The 15172-nt window shown below is 71.4% G+C and carries 18 protein-coding genes; 10 read left to right on the top strand and 8 right to left on the bottom strand.

Annotated elements, in window-relative coordinates; all coding sequences use genetic code 11:
• Positions 1 to 194: 194 nt before the first annotated feature.
• Together ACFXJ5_RS16905 and ACFXJ5_RS16900 are read left to right on the top strand one after the other, a co-directional pair.
• Positions 195 to 1184 (top strand): threonine/serine dehydratase, encoded by a 990-nt coding sequence (locus ACFXJ5_RS16905; protein WP_384631161.1) that lies wholly within the window; start codon positions 195 to 197, stop codon positions 1182 to 1184.
• A complete protein-coding gene (locus ACFXJ5_RS16900; protein ID WP_384631160.1) occupies positions 1181 to 1735 on the top strand; it encodes an alpha/beta fold hydrolase in 555 nt (184 codons plus the stop codon). The genes ACFXJ5_RS16905 and ACFXJ5_RS16900 overlap by 4 nt, the downstream gene beginning before the upstream one ends.
• 61 nt (positions 1736 to 1796) lie before the next feature.
• Here the strand turns inward: ACFXJ5_RS16900 and ACFXJ5_RS16895 are convergent, their stop codons facing one another.
• The 3 genes from ACFXJ5_RS16895 to ACFXJ5_RS16885 all read right to left on the bottom strand — a co-directional run bounded on the left by ACFXJ5_RS16895 (position 1797) and on the right by ACFXJ5_RS16885 (position 5224).
• Positions 1797 to 2678, bottom strand: a complete 882-nt coding sequence (locus tag ACFXJ5_RS16895) for a LysR family transcriptional regulator (protein WP_384631159.1) — start codon at positions 2676 to 2678, stop codon at positions 1797 to 1799.
• Positions 2679 to 2787: 109 nt separating this feature from the next.
• Positions 2788 to 3234, bottom strand: a complete 447-nt coding sequence (locus ACFXJ5_RS16890; protein ID WP_384631158.1) for an SPW repeat protein — start codon at positions 3232 to 3234, stop codon at positions 2788 to 2790.
• 124 nt (positions 3235 to 3358) lie between these two features.
• On the bottom strand, positions 3359 to 5224 hold the full coding sequence (locus tag ACFXJ5_RS16885; protein WP_384631157.1) for a cellulase family glycosylhydrolase: 1866 nt from the start codon (positions 5222 to 5224) through the stop codon (positions 3359 to 3361).
• Positions 5225 to 5386: 162 nt separating this feature from the next.
• Between ACFXJ5_RS16885 and ACFXJ5_RS16880 the strand changes: the two genes are divergently transcribed.
• Positions 5387 to 6223 (top strand): undecaprenyl-diphosphate phosphatase, encoded by an 837-nt coding sequence (locus ACFXJ5_RS16880; RefSeq protein ID WP_384631156.1) that lies wholly within the window; start codon positions 5387 to 5389, stop codon positions 6221 to 6223.
• Here the strand turns inward: ACFXJ5_RS16880 and ACFXJ5_RS16875 are convergent.
• Entirely contained in the window at positions 6213 to 6812 is a 600-nt protein-coding gene (locus ACFXJ5_RS16875) for a TIGR03086 family metal-binding protein (protein ID WP_384631155.1), read from the bottom strand. The genes ACFXJ5_RS16880 and ACFXJ5_RS16875 overlap by 11 nt on opposite strands.
• A gap of 35 nt (positions 6813 to 6847) precedes the next feature.
• Between ACFXJ5_RS16875 and ACFXJ5_RS16870 the strand changes: the two genes are divergently transcribed.
• From ACFXJ5_RS16870 to mmpA, 3 genes are all read left to right on the top strand, one after another.
• Positions 6848 to 7663 (top strand): DUF6597 domain-containing transcriptional factor, encoded by an 816-nt coding sequence (locus ACFXJ5_RS16870; RefSeq protein ID WP_384631154.1) that lies wholly within the window; start codon positions 6848 to 6850, stop codon positions 7661 to 7663.
• Between the two features lie 117 nt (positions 7664 to 7780).
• Complete coding sequence (locus ACFXJ5_RS16865) at positions 7781 to 8548, top strand: hypothetical protein (protein ID WP_384631153.1); 768 nt, start codon at positions 7781 to 7783, stop codon at positions 8546 to 8548.
• A gap of 113 nt (positions 8549 to 8661) precedes the next feature.
• Positions 8662 to 8814, top strand: a complete 153-nt coding sequence (mmpA, locus tag ACFXJ5_RS16860; protein WP_384631152.1) for a morphogenic membrane protein MmpA — start codon at positions 8662 to 8664, stop codon at positions 8812 to 8814.
• On the opposite strand, the gene ACFXJ5_RS16855 is transcribed toward mmpA, so the two are convergent.
• Genes ACFXJ5_RS16855 through ACFXJ5_RS16845 form a run of 3 tightly spaced genes read right to left on the bottom strand, consistent with a single transcriptional unit; the run spans position 8781 to position 10432 of the window.
• Positions 8781 to 9161 (bottom strand): hypothetical protein, encoded by a 381-nt coding sequence (locus ACFXJ5_RS16855; protein WP_384631151.1) that lies wholly within the window; start codon positions 9159 to 9161, stop codon positions 8781 to 8783. The two genes, mmpA and ACFXJ5_RS16855, sit on opposite strands and share 34 nt — an antisense overlap.
• Positions 9162 to 9199: 38 nt before the next feature.
• On the bottom strand, positions 9200 to 10063 hold the full coding sequence (locus ACFXJ5_RS16850) for a Gfo/Idh/MocA family protein (RefSeq protein ID WP_384631263.1): 864 nt from the start codon (positions 10061 to 10063) through the stop codon (positions 9200 to 9202).
• 9 nt (positions 10064 to 10072) lie between these two features.
• A complete protein-coding gene (locus tag ACFXJ5_RS16845) occupies positions 10073 to 10432 on the bottom strand; it encodes a 5-carboxymethyl-2-hydroxymuconate Delta-isomerase (RefSeq protein ID WP_384631150.1) in 360 nt (119 codons plus the stop codon).
• Positions 10433 to 10614: 182 nt separating this feature from the next.
• On the opposite strand from ACFXJ5_RS16845, the gene glnII reads away from it, so the two are divergent.
• Positions 10615 to 11634: a glutamine synthetase gene (gene glnII, locus ACFXJ5_RS16840; protein WP_384631149.1), complete on the top strand. Its 1020-nt coding sequence runs from the start codon at positions 10615 to 10617 to the stop codon at positions 11632 to 11634.
• Positions 11635 to 11696: 62 nt separating this feature from the next.
• On the opposite strand, the gene ACFXJ5_RS16835 is transcribed toward glnII, so the two are convergent.
• A complete protein-coding gene (locus ACFXJ5_RS16835; protein ID WP_384631148.1) occupies positions 11697 to 12695 on the bottom strand; it encodes a zinc-dependent alcohol dehydrogenase family protein in 999 nt (332 codons plus the stop codon).
• Positions 12696 to 12793: 98 nt separating this feature from the next.
• Here ACFXJ5_RS16835 and ACFXJ5_RS16830 point away from each other — a divergent pair, with 98 nt between their 5' ends.
• From ACFXJ5_RS16830 to ACFXJ5_RS16820, 3 genes are all read left to right on the top strand, one after another.
• Positions 12794 to 13192: a winged helix-turn-helix transcriptional regulator gene (locus ACFXJ5_RS16830; protein ID WP_384631147.1), complete on the top strand. Its 399-nt coding sequence runs from the start codon at positions 12794 to 12796 to the stop codon at positions 13190 to 13192.
• 84 nt (positions 13193 to 13276) lie between these two features.
• The gene (locus ACFXJ5_RS16825) at positions 13277 to 14554 is read left to right on the top strand and encodes a sensor domain-containing protein (protein WP_384631146.1); all 1278 of its coding nucleotides are present in this window, start codon (positions 13277 to 13279) and stop codon (positions 14552 to 14554) included.
• On the top strand, positions 14518 to 15165 hold the full coding sequence (locus ACFXJ5_RS16820; protein WP_384631145.1) for a LuxR C-terminal-related transcriptional regulator: 648 nt from the start codon (positions 14518 to 14520) through the stop codon (positions 15163 to 15165). Before ACFXJ5_RS16825 ends, ACFXJ5_RS16820 begins: the two co-directional genes overlap by 37 nt.
• The last annotated feature ends 7 nt before the right edge of the window (positions 15166 to 15172 follow it).

Raw genomic sequence — 15172 nt, 5'->3', positions numbered from 1 at the left:
TCGTCCAGGCCAATCACTCTACAGACTCAGCCGAGTGGACATCACTGACAGATACGAGCGGCAACTTCAGCACAGGCACGAGACGCGCGTCGCGGTCCCGCTGCCTGTCGGGTCCTGGATACGGCATTGGGTGCATCGGCTCCGCCGGAGCGGGGGCGGCTCGTCGTGGGCGTGAGGGATACCGTGATCGGACCATGACTGAACTCCCTGAGCTCACCTACAGCGGCGTGAAGTCCGCCGCCGACCGCATCGCCGGCCACGTCCGGCCCGTCACCGTGGTCCCCTCCGACCCCGGGGAGTTCGGCTCCGCCGAGGTGTCGTTCGCCCTTGAATTCCTTCAGCACACGGGCACGTTCAAGGCCCGGGGCGCGGCCAACTTCACCGCCGCGCTCCTCGAGGCCGGCACGATGCCCGAGGCGGGCGTGGTCATCGCCAGCGGCGGCAACGCGGGCCTGGCCTGCGCCTGGGCGGCCGGGCGGTACGGGATCAGGGCGAGCGTCTTCGTGCCGGTCACCGCGCCCGAGGTGAAGGTGGCGGGACTGCGGGCGCTGGGCGCGGATGTGACGCAGGTCGGTACGGAGTACGCGGAGGCGCTGGAGGCGTCGCGTACGTACGCCGCCGAGACCGGTGCGGTCCAGTCCCACGCCTTCGACCACCCGCTCATCGCCGCAGGCGCCGGCACGCTGCTGAACGAGGTCCACGCAGCCCTCGGCGGCGGCCTGGACACCGTCGTCGTCTCGGTGGGCGGTGGCGGACTCTTCGCGGGCGTCGCGGCCGCCGCCGACCACCACGGAGTGCGGGTCGTCGCCGTGGAGCCGGAGCACTGCCGGTCGCTCAACGCCGCCCTCGAAGCGGGCCGGGTCGTGGACGTGCCGGTGGACTCCGTCGCCGCCGACTCGCTCGGCGCCCGCCGCGTCTCCGCCACCGCCCTGCGCTGGGCGCAGCATGCGGACGTACGCTCCGTCCTCGTCCCGGACGAGGCCATCGTCGCCGCCCGCCAGGCCCTGTGGGACCAGCGCCGGCTCGCCGTCGAGCACTCCGCCGCCGCCGCACTGGCCGCGCTGCGCACGGGCGCGTACGTCCCGGAACCCGGCGAGAAGGTCGCTGTCGTCCTGTGCGGCGCCAACACCGACCCCGGCGACCTGGCAAACCTGACACAGCCGCCAACGTTCATCAGAGGATGATTTCCGGGTCGGGCGGCGACGCGGGCTATTACGCGGAGGTGGCCGAGGCACTCGGCGACGCGTTCACGGTGATCGCCTACGACCGGCGGGGCAACTCGCGGCGCAGCACCGGTGAGTCTGAGGCGCCGACATCGGTCTCCGAGCAGGCGGCCGACGTGGAGGAGGTCATCGACCGGCTCGCGGGCGGGCAGGCGCTGGTCTTCGGCAACAGTGCGGGCGCGATCATCGGTCTTGCGCCGGCCGCCGGGCATCCGGAGGCGCTGTCCGGGCTGATCGCGCACGAGCCACCGCTCGTCCAGCTGCTCCCCGAGGGTGATCCGTGGCGGGCCTTCTTCGACGAGATGATCGCCCTCGCGCGCGACGAAGGCCTGATCCCGGCCGCCGTCCGCTTCGGCTCCACCATCCACGGCGAGGGCACGTACGCCTGGCCGGCGGATGTCCGGAAGCGCTTCGCGGGCAACCGCGACCGTATCTTCCGCCGCGAATTCCCGGCCCTGCGCGAGCCGGCGCCGAGGACCGGGACCGGGACTACTGGACTCCGTCGCTGGTGATCGCCGAGCGGCTGGGGGCGCCGTGGGCCGAGTTCCCGGGCTACAGCAGATGATCCTCAGGTCACCGTAGCGCGGCGCGGGCGTGCCGGATCAGGGCCCGGGCGGCGGGGCCGGGCGGGGTGTCGGCGCGCCAGGCGAGGGCGAGTTGGGAGCGCAGGGCGGGGTCGGTGACGGTGAGGGGGCACAGGTCGGCGGTGCGGGCGGCGGCGAGGGATTCGGGGAGGATCGCCACGCCGAGGCCCTGCGCGGCCAGGTCGGCCAGGATGTTCGGGTCACTGGCCTCGAAGGCGATACGCGGCCGGAAGCCGGCCTTGGCGCAGGCGTTGTCGACGGCGGTGCGCAGTCCGGTGCCCCGGGTGAGGGTGATGAGGGCGCGGTCCTGGAGGGCGTCCAGGCGGACCGTACGGCTGCCGGCCAGGGGGTCGTCCGGGGCCACGGCCGCGGCGAGGGCTTCGTCGACGACGACCTGGACGGCGATCCCCGGTGGCGGGTCGGTGGCCAGGCCCACCACGGCCATGTCGAGCCGGCCGCTCTGGATGCCCTCCAGCAGAACGTCGGAGTTGGCCTCGGTCAGGCTGATCTCGACGCCCGGGTGTACGCGGTGGAACTCGGCCAGCAGCCCCGGCAGGCCCAGCGGCCCGCACGACGCCACCATGCCCACGGCGGCGTGCCCGCGCACCAGCCCCGCCAGCTCGTCCACGGCGAGCCTCGCTCCGGCGACCGCCCCGAGCGCCGCCCGTGCGAACGGCATCACGGCCTGTCCGACCTCCGTGAGCCGTACGGTCCGCCCCGAGCGGTCGAACAGCGGCTGGCCCAACTCCCGTTCCAGCTGCCGGATCTGCGCACTCACCCCTGGCTGCGCCACATGCAGGCGGGCGGCGGCCTTGGTGAAGCTCGCCTCTTCGGAGACGGCGACGAAGTATTCGAGCTGGCGCAGTTCCATAACGCCGGATTCTGCCTCCTCGGCCGGACCGGCGCGGAGGCACAGCGAAGGCAAGGCGCAGCAAACAGACGGGCCGCCGCTCGCGCGACGGCCCGGGTCCTCTCAGAGGTCAGCCGGGTGGCTGGCGGGTCGCCCGCATCAGTGTGGCGGCGGCCACGAGGCCGAGGAGGCACGTGATGGCGCCGATGATGATGTTGTTGACGATCGTGCCGGTCGTCGGGTTGCTGCCGACGATCCACGGGGCGACGATCAGCCAGACGCCCACCGCGGCCAAGGCCCAGCTCAGGCCGTACATCCTGGTGGGCCCCATCGCGAGCCCGAACCCGAGCACGGCGATGGCGATGCCGAAGATGAGGTTGTTGAGCGCCAGCTGCGGCTGGGCACCCGAGAAGTGGACCGTCCAGGGGGAGATGGCGCAGTAGAGGCCGGCGAGAAGCACCGGGCCGTCCACGAGAACGACATCCCGCCCGCCCAGCACACGGGCGTAGCGGTCGCGCATCTCCGTCACATCGGGGTGACCGGAGATATCGCCTGGGCGGTGAGAGACGTCGGCCATACGACTCGCCTCCTTCGATTCCTTGCAAGTCTGACCGAGCTGGTTCACCACTATTGTGCGCTTATCTTTTCTTTATGGGTATATGTCAAGCTGTGTCACTTCCGGTGTGGGTGGGGCATCTGGGTCAGAAGTGATTCGCCGCCCACGCCGCCAACTCGCTCTGCGCGGCCGCCCGCAGTGCCGCCGACGGCGCCGCGCCCGCCGTGTTGGCCACCAGGGCGTAGTGGAGGGTGCCGGAGGTGGCGGGAGCGGTGAGCAGGAGGCGCCGGCTGCCGGTGCCGCCGGGCTCGGCGGCGGCCGCGACAGCAGTGCCGGCGGTGTAGGCGGAGGGGCCGGTGACCGTACCGAGGTCGGAGACGACCGTGGTCGAGGCGGTCGCGAAGGAGGCCGGGAGGTGCAGCTCGGTGGGGGCGGTGATGCCGCTGGAGCGCCAGACGAGCAGGCCGTACTGGCCGGTGCCGACGAGGGAGGAGACATTGGGCAGCGAGCTGGGGACCGGGTTCCAGGTCAGGGTGGTGGAGCCGTCGCGGGAGCGGTCCTCGTAGGTGAAGGCGAGGGTGCTGCCGGCCGTGGCCGCCGGGTAGACGCGGTCGAGCAGCCGGGTGTCCTGGCGCAGGACGGCCGTACCCGAGTCGTCGAGGGCGACGGCGGACAGGTCCTCGTCGTTCCAGGCGTCGTCGGCGGTGAGGACCTTGTCGGGGTTGCCGTTCATCAGCTCGCTGTGGCGGTCGTTGTAGATGTCCCACTGCCACTGCGTGCCGGACAGCACGGACCCGGAGTCCTGCGGATCCGACCACCAGTCGGCGCCCTTCACCCGGGAGTCCAGTGCCTGGTACATCGCCTTCAGGACGGTCGGCGCCTTGCCCGACACCGACCCCGACAGGGGGTGCCCGAACTCGCTGACGACCGCCGCCGTGCCGGAGGCCGTGGCGCGGTCGCGGACGGTGCCGAAGTTGCCGGCGTACTGGCCGTCGGAGGCGTTGCCCCACATGAAGACGCCGGAGATCGCCGCCTGGTCGTAGAAGTGGGTGTTGAAGACGTAGCGCGGGCCCAGCGTCCCGGCGTCGAGCAGGCCGCCCTCCTGCTTCTGGAAGTCGAGGTTGGCGTTCCAGAAGAGATTGGGCTCGACGAACGCGGGCTTGGCGGTCCACCCCGCGCTGTCCATCCGGGCCCGGAACTTCTGGTAGAAGGGCCACAGCACGTCCTGCTCCCAGCTGCGGCTGGTCTGGCCCGAGTCGAGTGTCCCGAAGTGCGGCTCGTTGTACGGGTCGAAGCCGGCGACGGCCGCGAACTCGGAGCTCGTGAGGTGCTGGGCGAGGTACGTCATGGTGGTCTGCGCGGTGGCGAGGAAGGCGTCCTGGACGCCGCCGGTGTTGTGCCAGAAGTCGTACGTCGCGAGGGTGACGGCCTGGTTCCCAGTGATGTTCTGCCCCCAGAAGAGGCAGACGCCGCAGTACTCGGCCGGGTAGCCGCCCGCGTCCACGACCCATTTCGGGGCGCCGTCGCCGCTGTACCAGCTGCCCTCGTTGAAGAGGTAGCGGGAGTAGAGGTCCTGGTGGAAGTCGGGGTAGACCCGGATCCCTGCGTCGAGGAAGGCCTGCATCTGCGCGGTGGCGGCCGCGAGGTACGCGGTGTCGACCTGGCCGCGTACGGGCTCCGCGTGCGCCCAGGACAGCAGGAAGCGGACGGCGTTGCCGCCGCCGAGGGCGCGCAGGGCGGTGGCGGACTTCTTCGCGTCGGCGACGGAGGCGAAGGGCAGTCCGGCGTTCTCCTCGAGCTTGGTCTCGCCGGAGACGTTGTAGCCGCGCAGGACGACCTGGCGGCCGTAGCTGTCGGTGAAGCCGGTTCCGGTGACCGTCAGGGCGGTGCCGTCGAACCAGAGCGAGTCGGCCGGAGCGCCGGTAGCGGCGGCGCTCGTACCGGCGCCGCCGAAGGCGAGGGCCGCGACGAGGGCGAGGACGGTACCCAGTAAAGCGACTCGTCTGGTCATGTTCATTACAGTCGCCGCTGTGCGTCACGCCGTCAATAAGGCAGCCTCGGTGCGGGCCGCCGCGGGCTTGTTGCAGACTGTGCGGAGCCACCAAAGGCGAGCCCCTACACTACGTAGGGTCTGACTCCAGGCCGTCCCACGAACTCCGCAGAGATGGGTCTCATGAGCGCGATCAGTATCAGCCAAGCCGCGGTGCTCGGAGTCGTGGAGGGGGTGACCGAGTTCCTGCCCGTGTCCTCGACCGGCCACCTCAAGATCACCGAAGGGCTGATGAACATCCCGGTGGACGACACGTCGGTGGTGGCCTTCACCGCGGTCATCCAGGTCGGGGCGATCGCGGCCGTGCTCGTGTACTTCTTCAAGGACATCGTGCGGATCGTCTCCGCCTGGTTCCGCGGCCTGCGCAACCGCGAGGAGCGCTACCACCACGACTACAAGTTCGCCTGGTGGGTCATCTACGCGACCATCCCGATCGTGCTCGTCGGGCTCGCCGCCAAGCCGCTGATCGAGGGCACGCTGGCCTCACTGTGGGTGGTGGCGGGCTCCCTGATCGTCGGCAGCATCGTGATGTGGTGCGCGGACCAGATGGGCCGCCACAAGCGCGGCGAGGATGACACCACCTTCAAGGACGCCATGCTCGTCGGCTCCTCCCAGATCCTCGCCCTGCTCTTCCCCGGCTTCTCCCGCTCCGGCGCCACCATGTCCACGGCCCTCGTCCTGGACCTCGACCGCGTCGCCGCCACCCGCCTCTCCTTCTTCCTCGGCATCCCCGCACTCACCGGCGCCGGCCTGTACGAGCTCAAGGACGCGGTCGGCGCCGGTGTCGGTGCCGCACCGCTCGCGGTCGGCACGCTGGTGTCGTTCCTGGTCGCTTACGCGTCCATCGCCTGGCTGCTGAAGTTCGTGGCCAAGCACTCCTTCAACGCGTTCGTGATCTACCGGCTCATCATCGGCGTGCTGCTGTTCGGCCTGCTGGGTGCCGGCGTGCTCAACGCCTGACCCACCGCGGGTCGCGGCCCGACAGGGCCAGCGCGCGGTCCAGAGTGGAGTCCGGGGCCGGGTCCGGCAGCGGGACGGGCTCGGCGAAGCCCTCGTACTGGCGGTAGATCTCGGCGTGGTGGTCCACGACCTTGAGGATGAGTTCGCCGAGCCCGTCGGAGCAGCGGTAGTGCTGGCCGGTGGCGCGGGACACGTCCCAGCCGTGGACGACGGTCTCCTTGACGACGAGCGAGGCGATCTCGGCCGCGGGCATCTTCGCGAAGCCGAGGTCCACCTCTCCCCCCCACACCGCCGGGTCCGCCCAGGCCGCGACCGCGCGGTCCAGCTGTGCCGCGTAGGCCTCCGCCCAGTCGGGGTCCGTGGTGAAGTCGCGTTCGGTGAGGGACTCGGGGAGCTGCTTGCGCAGGGCGCGGTGCTCCAGGCCGTGGGAGGAGTAGAGGACCCAGTGGTTGACCAGCGTCCGCGTGTCCCACTTGTCGCAGGGGGTTGGCGCGGACAGCTGGTCGGGGGTGACGCCACGGGCGATACGGGCCGCCTCGGCGGCGGCTTCGGACATGTATGCGTGCAGGTGCTCCACGGGTGTCTGCATGGATGGGACGCTAGAGGCATGGGCGGAGGCTGGTCTTGAACAAACGCGACATGGGCCGCGGCGTGCTCCACCCCGGCGAGACGGCGCAGGTCAGCACTCTCGTACGGCACGAGCCGGGGCCGGCGGCCGAGCCGTACGTGGAGTTCTACTGGCACGTCCGCTGGGATCTGCGCGGCAGGCCGCCGTACGAGACGAAGGTGCTGGCGCATCCGAACGTCCACCTGGTCTTCGAGGAGCCCGTGCCGCTGGTGTACGGCGTCGACCGGGGGCTGTTCGTACGACGCCTCGAAGGCGTGGGCCAGGTGCTCGGCGTGAAGTTCCGGTCGGGGGCCTTCCGGGCCTTCGCAGGCAGGCCCGTGGCGGACTTCGCGGACCGGCGGGTGCCGGCGTCGGAGGTCTTCGGGGCCGAGGCCGAGGTGACCGGCCGCGTGATCCTCGGGGCGGGTCAGGACGGCACCGCGATGGCCGGCCTGGCCGAGGGCTTCCTGCTCCCCCGGCTGCCCGCGCGGCCCGACCCGGTCGCGCTCGAGGTGGGGCTGATGCTCGAGCGGATCACCGCCGAGCCCTCCATGTTCCGCGTCGACCAGGTCGCGGCCGACCTGGGCCTGTCGGTACGGCGCCTTCAGCGGCTCTTCGCCGAGTACGTCGGCGCGAGCCCGAAGTGGGTGCTGCGCCGGGCCCGGCTCCACGAGGCCGCCGCACGCGCCGACCAGGGCGTCGGCATCGACTGGGCCGCCCTCGCCGCCGACCTCGGCTACGCGGACCAGGCCCACCTCACCCGCGACTTCACCGCGGCGGTGGGCGACCCGCCCGGCCGCTACGCCGGGCCGGGGCGGCAGGGCCTTTCGTAGGACTGTCGGGCGTTCGCCGCGTGTGCAACCGGCTGTGACGTATCGGGTCGCACAGGATAAGGCGTCACCTTATGGGTGAATTAGCCCATTCCGGCACGCGAAAGGTTACCGATCGCCATGACCAGCACTCGCACGGTCCGCCGCACTCTTCTCGCCGCCGCCGCTCTGGTGGCGGCGTTCACCATCCCGGCGGCGGCGCAGCAGGCGCCACCGCCCGGGCCGCAGGGGCCGGCACCGGCGGCCGTCGTTCGCAGCGGCAACACGAATTCGCCGACCGACCGGGTGGCGAACTTCTACGGCGCGTACATCGACGCCGTCCACGACTCGGGCCGCAGCCGGCTCGCCGCGGAGCTGCGCAACCACTACCTCACCGGCAAGCTGCAGCAGCGCCTCGCGACGTGGGAGCAGCACAACCACGCGGACGGTGTGCTGCGCGCCCAGAACGTGCCGACCGCATGGGCGGTCAAGTACGACAGGAGTGATGCGGGCCACCTGTGGAGCCTCGTACGGCTGACGTGGGGCAACGGCGGGCAGCGCACGTTCAGTTACCTGAGCGTGCAGTCCGACTTCGCCGCGAAGCGGATCTCGGACATCAAGTCGATCCGCCGCCCGGCGATCGGCACAGGGGGCCAGCCGTACAACCAGCAGGGACCGGGAGAGCAGCACGGGCCGGGAGAGCAGCAGGGACCGGGAGAGCAGCACGGGCCGGGAGCGGGACCGGACTCCCGGCCGGGACAGGACTCGAGGCCCGGACAGGACTACGGGCCGGGACAGGACTCCCGGCCAGGACAGGACGACCGGCCGGGACAGGACTCCAGGCCCGGACCGGACTACGGGCCGGGGCAGGACTCCGGGCAGGGACCGGACTCCGGGCCGAAGGGCTGACCGCGGACGGGAACGCGGCGGTGGCCGGCAGCAGCCTCACCGCCGTGGTCCCGGCCGACATCTGAGTATCCGCACTCATGCGCTCGGCGGCCGCGCCCGGCAGGCTGCACCGTATGAACGGTATGAACGAGATGCAGGCCGGGACGCGGGACGGCATACGGACCGACCGCGCGGTCGCCGCGGGCCTGGCGGTGGCGGGCGCGGTGGGGGTGGCCTGGCTGGCCGGGATGATCTACGTCATCACGGCCTGGTCCATGGCCGGCTGAACCGGCAGCTCCACGGCCTCCGCCCCCGGCGAGCGACGCGGGCGACGCGGTACGTACGCGCCCGAGGCACCGCCCCGGCCGCGATGGACGAGCAGCCCGGCGACCGGGTCGGGAACGGCGTCGAGAGCCGCCCGGGTCCCGGGGCGGGCGTGCCACACCTGCCAGTGCTCCTCGGTCGCGAAGCGCAGTTCGAAGACCACACCCCAGCTGAACCCGTGCCATTCCCACGCCAACGCCCTGTTCGTCACAGCCGATTCGACGAGCGCGGGCGCATACGCGTCACGCCACCCGGCGGCCGGGGTCCCGGGGGCGTTCAGGACCTCGATCGACCACCAATCCGCAGCCATACCATGACGATAGGCACCGCCGGGCCGCACCGCCAGAGCTATTCGGCGGATGCCAGCAGTTCCGTGACGCGAAGGGCGAACCGGGCGTCGCAGGGGTGCGGGCGGCCGGTGCGGGCGGCGTCGGCAAGGGCGTCGATGGCGTTACGGAAGGCTGCCGTAGGTCCTTCGGTCCGGGCCGGAAGCGTTGCCACTCCTGCCTCGCCGCGCAGTTCGACGCTGACCCCGGCCGCGGCGGGGGGCGCGGTGAGGCTGAGGGTCGCGGTACTGGAGGCCCCTCCGGCGTGGCGCAGCACGAGGTGGGTGGTGTCGCCGGGGCCGCGAGCGGCGGTCAGTTCGGTTACGTCGCCGAGGATGGGCAGCAGTACGGACAGGGCGTGCGGCCCGACGTCCCAGAGTGCGCCCTTCTCGCGGCGCCAGGCGGAAGCCGCGAACGGGCTGTCCCCGGAGGTGAAGACCGAGCCGAGCCAGTCGGCGCGGGCGGTGAACCAGCCCTCGACCGCCGCCTGTTCCTCGATCCAGGCCGCGCTCTCGGCTGCGAAGCGCAGCGTGAAGAAGATCACGGAGGCGACCCCCGCCCGCTCTGCCGCCTCGGCGACCCGGCGGGCGGCGTCGGCAGTGGTCGCGACCGGCTTGTCGAGGAGCAGGTGGCAGCCCGCCTCGGCGGCGCGGACCGCCAGGCCCGACTGGATGTGCGGGGGCAGCGCTATGGCGACGGCGTCCACATCGGCGAACAGCGCGTCGGCGTCCGGGTACGCCGCGGCGCCCAGGCGCTCGGCGAGGGCGGCCGCGGCCTCCGGGCGGCGCCCCCAGACGCCTACGAGCTCGACATCCGGATGCGCGGCAAGGGCCGGTCCGTGGGCGAGCGCAGCCCACGGGCCGGTGCCGAGGAGTCCGAATCGCAGGGCCATGGCCTACGGCTCCGTGTGGCGTACGTAGGCGGGGCCGAGGTCGGAGACGTCGACCGAGGTCGAGACGCTCAGCCCGGGGGTGGCGGCGGTGTGACGGCGGGCCAGGTCCAGGACGGCGGCGGTGAGTTCGGACTTGGTCTCCGGGGTGCGTCCGGCCAGCAGCGCGAGCTCGATGTGGATCAGGGCGTGGCCGGGGGCTCCGTCGGCGATGACCGCCTCGTCGACCCGGCGGAAGCGGGTCTTGCAGGCCTCCACCTTGGTCGTGGCGATGTCGGCGACGAGCGGGTGCAGCTCGTGCGCGAAGGCCTGCCGGTCGAACGCCTCGGCGAGGGTGTCGGTGTAGTCCACTGTGATGTGCGGCATGCCTCCACCCTATTACCGGCGATTACCGGGGCTCCTGTGGCCACCCGGCTCGCATTCCCAGACATTCGTAGACTCGTTCACAGTGGGTTAACACCAGGGCAATGGTTGAGAAATCGCAGGTTGTGACGCTGCGGCATAGCCCAATGCACCCGCAAAGCCCGCGTTTGTTAAGGATGAGGCCCGTGCCCTACAAGGCTGAGTACATCTGGATCGACGGCACCGAGCCGACTGCCAAGCTCCGCTCGAAGACCAAGATCATCGCCGACGGCGAAGAGCCGGGCACCTGGGGCTTCGACGGTTCCAGCACCAACCAGGCCGAGGGTCACGCCTCGGACCGCGTGCTCAAGCCGGTCGCCACGTACAAGGACCCGATCCGCGGCGGCGACAGCATCCTCGTCATGTGCGAGGTCTTCAACATCGACGGCACCCCGCACGAGTCCAACACCCGTGCGCTGCTCCGCCCGGTCGCCGAGAAGTACGCCGCCCAGGAGTCCCTGTTCGGCATCGAGCAGGAGTACACCTTCTTCGAGGGCTCGCGGCCGCTCGGCTTCCCCATCGGCGGCTACCCGGCCCCGCAGGGCGGCTACTACTGCGGCGTCGGCGCAGACGAGATCTTCGGCCGCCCGGTCGTCGAGAAGCACCTCGACAACTGCCTCACCGCCGGCCTCGCCATCTCCGGCATCAACGCCGAGGTCATGCCCGGCCAGTGGGAGTTCCAGGTCGGCCCGGTCTCCCCGCTGGAGGTCTCCGACCAGCTGTGGATCGCGCGCTGGCTGCTCTACCGCACCGCCGAGGACTTCGGCATCTCCGCGACCCTGGACGCCAAGCCGGCCAAGGGCGACTGGAACGGCGCGGGCGCGCACACCAACTTCTCCACCAAGAAGATGCGCGAGGACTACGACGCGATCATCGTCGCGGCCGAGTCCCTCGGCAAGGGCGACAAGCCGCTCGAGCACATCACGAACTACGGCACCGGTGTCGAGGAGCGCCTCACCGGCGCCCACGAGACCGCCCCGTGGAACGAGTACAGCTACGGCGTCTCCAACCGCGGCGCCTCGGTCCGCATCCCGTGGCAGGTCGAGGTCGACAAGAAGGGCTACATCGAGGACCGGCGTCCCAACGCGAACGTCGACCCCTACGTCGTGACCCGTCTGATCGTCGGCACCTGCGGCGAGGCGCTCGCCGAGGCCGACCTCGTCTGATCCGTTCCGCACTTCTGTTCGTCCTGAGGGCGCCCGTCGACACGACGGGCGCCCTCGGCGCGTCAGTGCTGGACGGTCACCACGATCTTGCCGAACTGCTCGTTGGACTCCATGCGGCGGTGGGCGTCGGCGACCTGCTCGATGCCCTCGTAGACCCGGTCGATCACCGGCTTGAACGAGCCCGAGCGCAACCCCGCGTTGATGAAGTGCACGGTACGGCGACGGACCTTCGGGTCCGCCATGAGGGCGTAGTTGGCGTACGTGTGGATGGTCTGCGGCCAGTTGCGCGGCAGCAGCGGCCGGTCCGGGTTGAGCCAGCCGTAGACGATCACGGCGCCGCCCGGGACCAGCGCCTGGGCGAGCTCCTCGAACTCCGGGCCGCCGACCGAGTCGAAGGCCAGGTCCGCCCCCTGGCCGCCGGTGACCGCCTGCACCCGCTTGACCAGGTCTCCCTCGTCCAGTGCGAGGACGTGCGCCGCACCCGCCTCCAGCAGCCGGTCCCGCTTGGCGCCGGTGCGGGTGGTCACGACGGGGATCGCGCCGAGGTGGTTGACGACCTGGATGGCGGCCAGGCTCACCGCGCTGGACCCGGCGGTGATCAGGACGGTGTCGCCGGGACGCATTCCGCCGGTCTCCACCAGGCCCCCGTACGCGGTCGCGTACGTCAGCCAGACCGACGTACCGGTGACGACGTCGACCCCCTCCGCCCGGTGGACGAGGTCCGTTGACGCCAGGACGGCGTACTCGCCGTGCACCCCGTACGCGGACAGCTCCGGCACCCGGAAGGTGCTGACCGGGTCGCCCGGCGCGAGGTCCCCGACGCCCTCGCCGACCGCGTCCACGACGCCCGCCGCCTCGTAACCGTTGCGGGAGCCGGGGAGGGTCGGCTGGTAGTAGTACGCGCCCGCGCGGAAGAGCGCCTCGGCGCGGTTGAGGCCGAAGGCGTCGACGCGGATGCGGACTTCGCCCGGGCCGGGGTCGGGGATCTCGATCTCCTCGACTCTGAGGACCTCGGGGCCGCCGATCTCGTCGAACAGGACTGTCTTCGCCGTCTTGGGCATGGGAATCCCCTGTAAGTATCGACAAGTGCCCTTGGGGCACGTCTTGTTACCGGGTCCATCGTCTGTGACCCTGACGATCGGCGTAAGGAGGCACTTTTATGTCCCAGGGGAACATCGCTGTACCCGATCCGTTCATCCATGAGGTCGCCTGCCCGATCCGCGACATCCTCGACCGCGTCGGCAACAAGTGGAGCGTGCAGATCATCCTGGCGGTGATCCAACGCCCTATTCGCTTCACGGAGTTGGAGCGCGGCATCCCCGGCATCAGCCGTCGCATGCTCACCCTGACCCTGCGCCACCTGGAGCGCGACGGGATGCTGATCCGCACCGTGTACCCGACCGTCCCGCCCAAGGTCGAGTACACCGCCACCGACATCGCGCGCGAGCTGTACGAGCCGCTGGAGGCGATGGCCGCCTGGGCCCGCCGCCACCGGCCGACGATCGACTCCGCCCGGGCGGCGTACGACGGCCGCGAGGGCGGCGAAGGCCTTGGCTGACACCGGGAGGTGGTGCCGGCTACACCCCCACTTCCGGGGGCGAACGCCCGTGACGGGCACGGCCGCCGTCGACAGACTTCAACCATGAAGATGCGAAGCGCACTGCGAGCGGCCCGGCAGGGCCTGGTGACGGGCCTGTTGGCGCTGGACTCGGTCTGCCTGCTGGCCCTGGCGACCTGGTCGATCGCCGCCATCGGCTCCGGGGTCGGCATCCTGACCACCCCACGCGTCCTGGCGAGGGTGCGCCGCCGGGCCGACCAGCGGCGGCGGCTGGCCGAGGAGTGGTACGGCGTACGGATTCCCAGCCCCTACCGGCCGGAACCGCCGCACTTCAAGGGGGGCCTCACCGGGCAGTGGCAGCGCACCCGGTGGATGCTGGAGGACCACGCGACCTGGCGGGACCTCCAATGGCTGGTGGTCGACTCCATCGCCGGCGCCTTTCTCGGCTGGCTCGCGGTCGGCATGTTCGCCGAGGGGCTGTGGGGCATCGCGCTGGGGGCGGGCGCATGGCAGGGCGTCCACAAGCTGGGCGGCGCCGACTGGTACGGCTTCATCCACATCACCGGCCAGAGCACCGCATGGGCGGCGGCCGGGCTCGGCATCGTATGGCTGGCGCTGGGACTGCGCTTCGCGCCGAGCCTCATGGTGCTGCACACCCGGCTGAGCCGGACCTACCTGTCCCCCACGCCCGAGCAGGCGCTGCGGCTGCGGGTCAGCCGCCTCGCCGAGACCCGTACGGCCGCCGCGGACGCCTCCGCCGCCGAACTGCGCCGGATCGAGCGCGACCTGCACGACGGGGCGCAGGCCCGACTGGTCGCGATGGGCATGAGCCTCGGCATGGTCGAGCACCTCCTGGAGACCGACCCGGCCAAGGCCCGCCAACTTCTCGCCGACGCCCGGGAGTCATCCGCGCACGCCCTCACCGAGCTGCGCGAACTGGTGCAGGGCATCCACCCGCCCGTACTGGCCGAGCGCGGACTCGGCGACGCGGTGCGGGCGTTGGCGCTGCGCTCCCCCATCCCGGCGGACGTGACCGTGGAGCTGCCCGGCCGCTTCGAGGCCCCGGTGGAAGCGGCCGCGTACTTCGCCGTGTCGGAGGTGCTGACCAACGCCGCCAAGCACTCCGGCGCCCAGCGGCTCTGGCTGGACGTCCACTACACCGACGACGTGCTGCGCGTCGCGGTCGGTGACGACGGCCGGGGCGGGGCCGACCCCTCGCGCGGCACCGGACTGGCCGGCGTGGAGCGCCGCCTCGCTACATTCGACGGTGTCCTAGCCGTCAGCAGCCCGCCCGGCGGCCCCACGACCGTGACGATGGAGCTTCCGTGCGCGTTGTCCTCGCTGAAGACCTCTTCCTCCTGAGGGACGGGCTCGTCCGGCTGCTGGAGGCGTACGACTTCGAGATCGCCGCCGCCGTCGAATCCGGCCCCGAACTGCGCACCGCCCTCCTGGATTTGAAGCCCGACGTCGCCGTCGTGGACGTACGCCTCCCCCCGTCCTTCACCGACGAGGGCCTCCAGGCCGCGCTCCACGCCCGCCGCGCCATCCCCGGACTGCCCGTCCTCGTCCTCTCCCAGCACGTCGAGCAGCTCTACGCCCGCGAACTCCTCGCCGACGGCAGCGGCGGCATCGGCTACCTCCTCAAGGACCGCGTCCTCGACGCCGCCCAGTTCGTCGACGCCGTACGCCGGGTGGCAGGCGGCGGCACCGCCATGGACCCCCAGGTCATCTCCCAGCTCCTCGGCCGCAACACCCGCGCCGAACCGCTGGGCCGGCTGACCCCGCGCGAGCGCGAAGTGCTCGAACTGATGGCCCAGGGCCGCTCCAACACCGCCATCGCCACCCAACTCGTCGTCACCGAACGGGCCATCGCCAAGCACACCTCCAACATCTTCGCCAAGTTCGACCTCCCGCCCTCCGACGACGACAACCGCCGCGTGCTGGCGGTGCTGGCCTATCTCGACGGGGCGTGAGGAGGGT

Source organism: Streptomyces sp. NPDC059373 (assembly GCF_042751495.1).
Taxonomy (GTDB): Bacteria; Actinomycetota; Actinomycetes; order Streptomycetales; family Streptomycetaceae; genus Actinacidiphila.
This window is presented reverse-complemented; position numbering and strand designations above follow the sequence as displayed.

Bases quoted from the DNA above. Each gene is read 5' to 3' on its own strand.
- ACFXJ5_RS16885 (WP_384631157.1), bottom strand. From the start codon at position 5,224: ATGACCAGACGAGTCGCTTTACTGGGTACCGTCCTCGCCCTCGTCGCG.
- ACFXJ5_RS16900 (WP_384631160.1), top strand. From the start codon at position 1,181: ATGATTTCCGGGTCGGGCGGCGACGCGGGCTATTACGCGGAGGTGGCC.
- ACFXJ5_RS16830 (WP_384631147.1), top strand. From the start codon at position 12,794: ATGTCCCAGGGGAACATCGCTGTACCCGATCCGTTCATCCATGAGGTC.
- ACFXJ5_RS16845 (WP_384631150.1), bottom strand. From the start codon at position 10,432: ATGCCGCACATCACAGTGGACTACACCGACACCCTCGCCGAGGCGTTC.
- ACFXJ5_RS16880 (WP_384631156.1), top strand. From the start codon at position 5,387: ATGAGCGCGATCAGTATCAGCCAAGCCGCGGTGCTCGGAGTCGTGGAG.
- ACFXJ5_RS16905 (WP_384631161.1), top strand. From the start codon at position 195: ATGACTGAACTCCCTGAGCTCACCTACAGCGGCGTGAAGTCCGCCGCC.
- ACFXJ5_RS16855 (WP_384631151.1), bottom strand. From the start codon at position 9,161: ATGGCTGCGGATTGGTGGTCGATCGAGGTCCTGAACGCCCCCGGGACC.
- mmpA (WP_384631152.1), top strand. From the start codon at position 8,662: ATGAACGGTATGAACGAGATGCAGGCCGGGACGCGGGACGGCATACGG.
- ACFXJ5_RS16895 (WP_384631159.1), bottom strand. From the start codon at position 2,678: ATGGAACTGCGCCAGCTCGAATACTTCGTCGCCGTCTCCGAAGAGGCG.
- ACFXJ5_RS16865 (WP_384631153.1), top strand. From the start codon at position 7,781: ATGACCAGCACTCGCACGGTCCGCCGCACTCTTCTCGCCGCCGCCGCT.
- ACFXJ5_RS16890 (WP_384631158.1), bottom strand. From the start codon at position 3,234: ATGGCCGACGTCTCTCACCGCCCAGGCGATATCTCCGGTCACCCCGAT.
- ACFXJ5_RS16825 (WP_384631146.1), top strand. From the start codon at position 13,277: ATGAAGATGCGAAGCGCACTGCGAGCGGCCCGGCAGGGCCTGGTGACG.
- ACFXJ5_RS16875 (WP_384631155.1), bottom strand. From the start codon at position 6,812: ATGCAGACACCCGTGGAGCACCTGCACGCATACATGTCCGAAGCCGCC.
- ACFXJ5_RS16835 (WP_384631148.1), bottom strand. From the start codon at position 12,695: ATGCCCAAGACGGCGAAGACAGTCCTGTTCGACGAGATCGGCGGCCCC.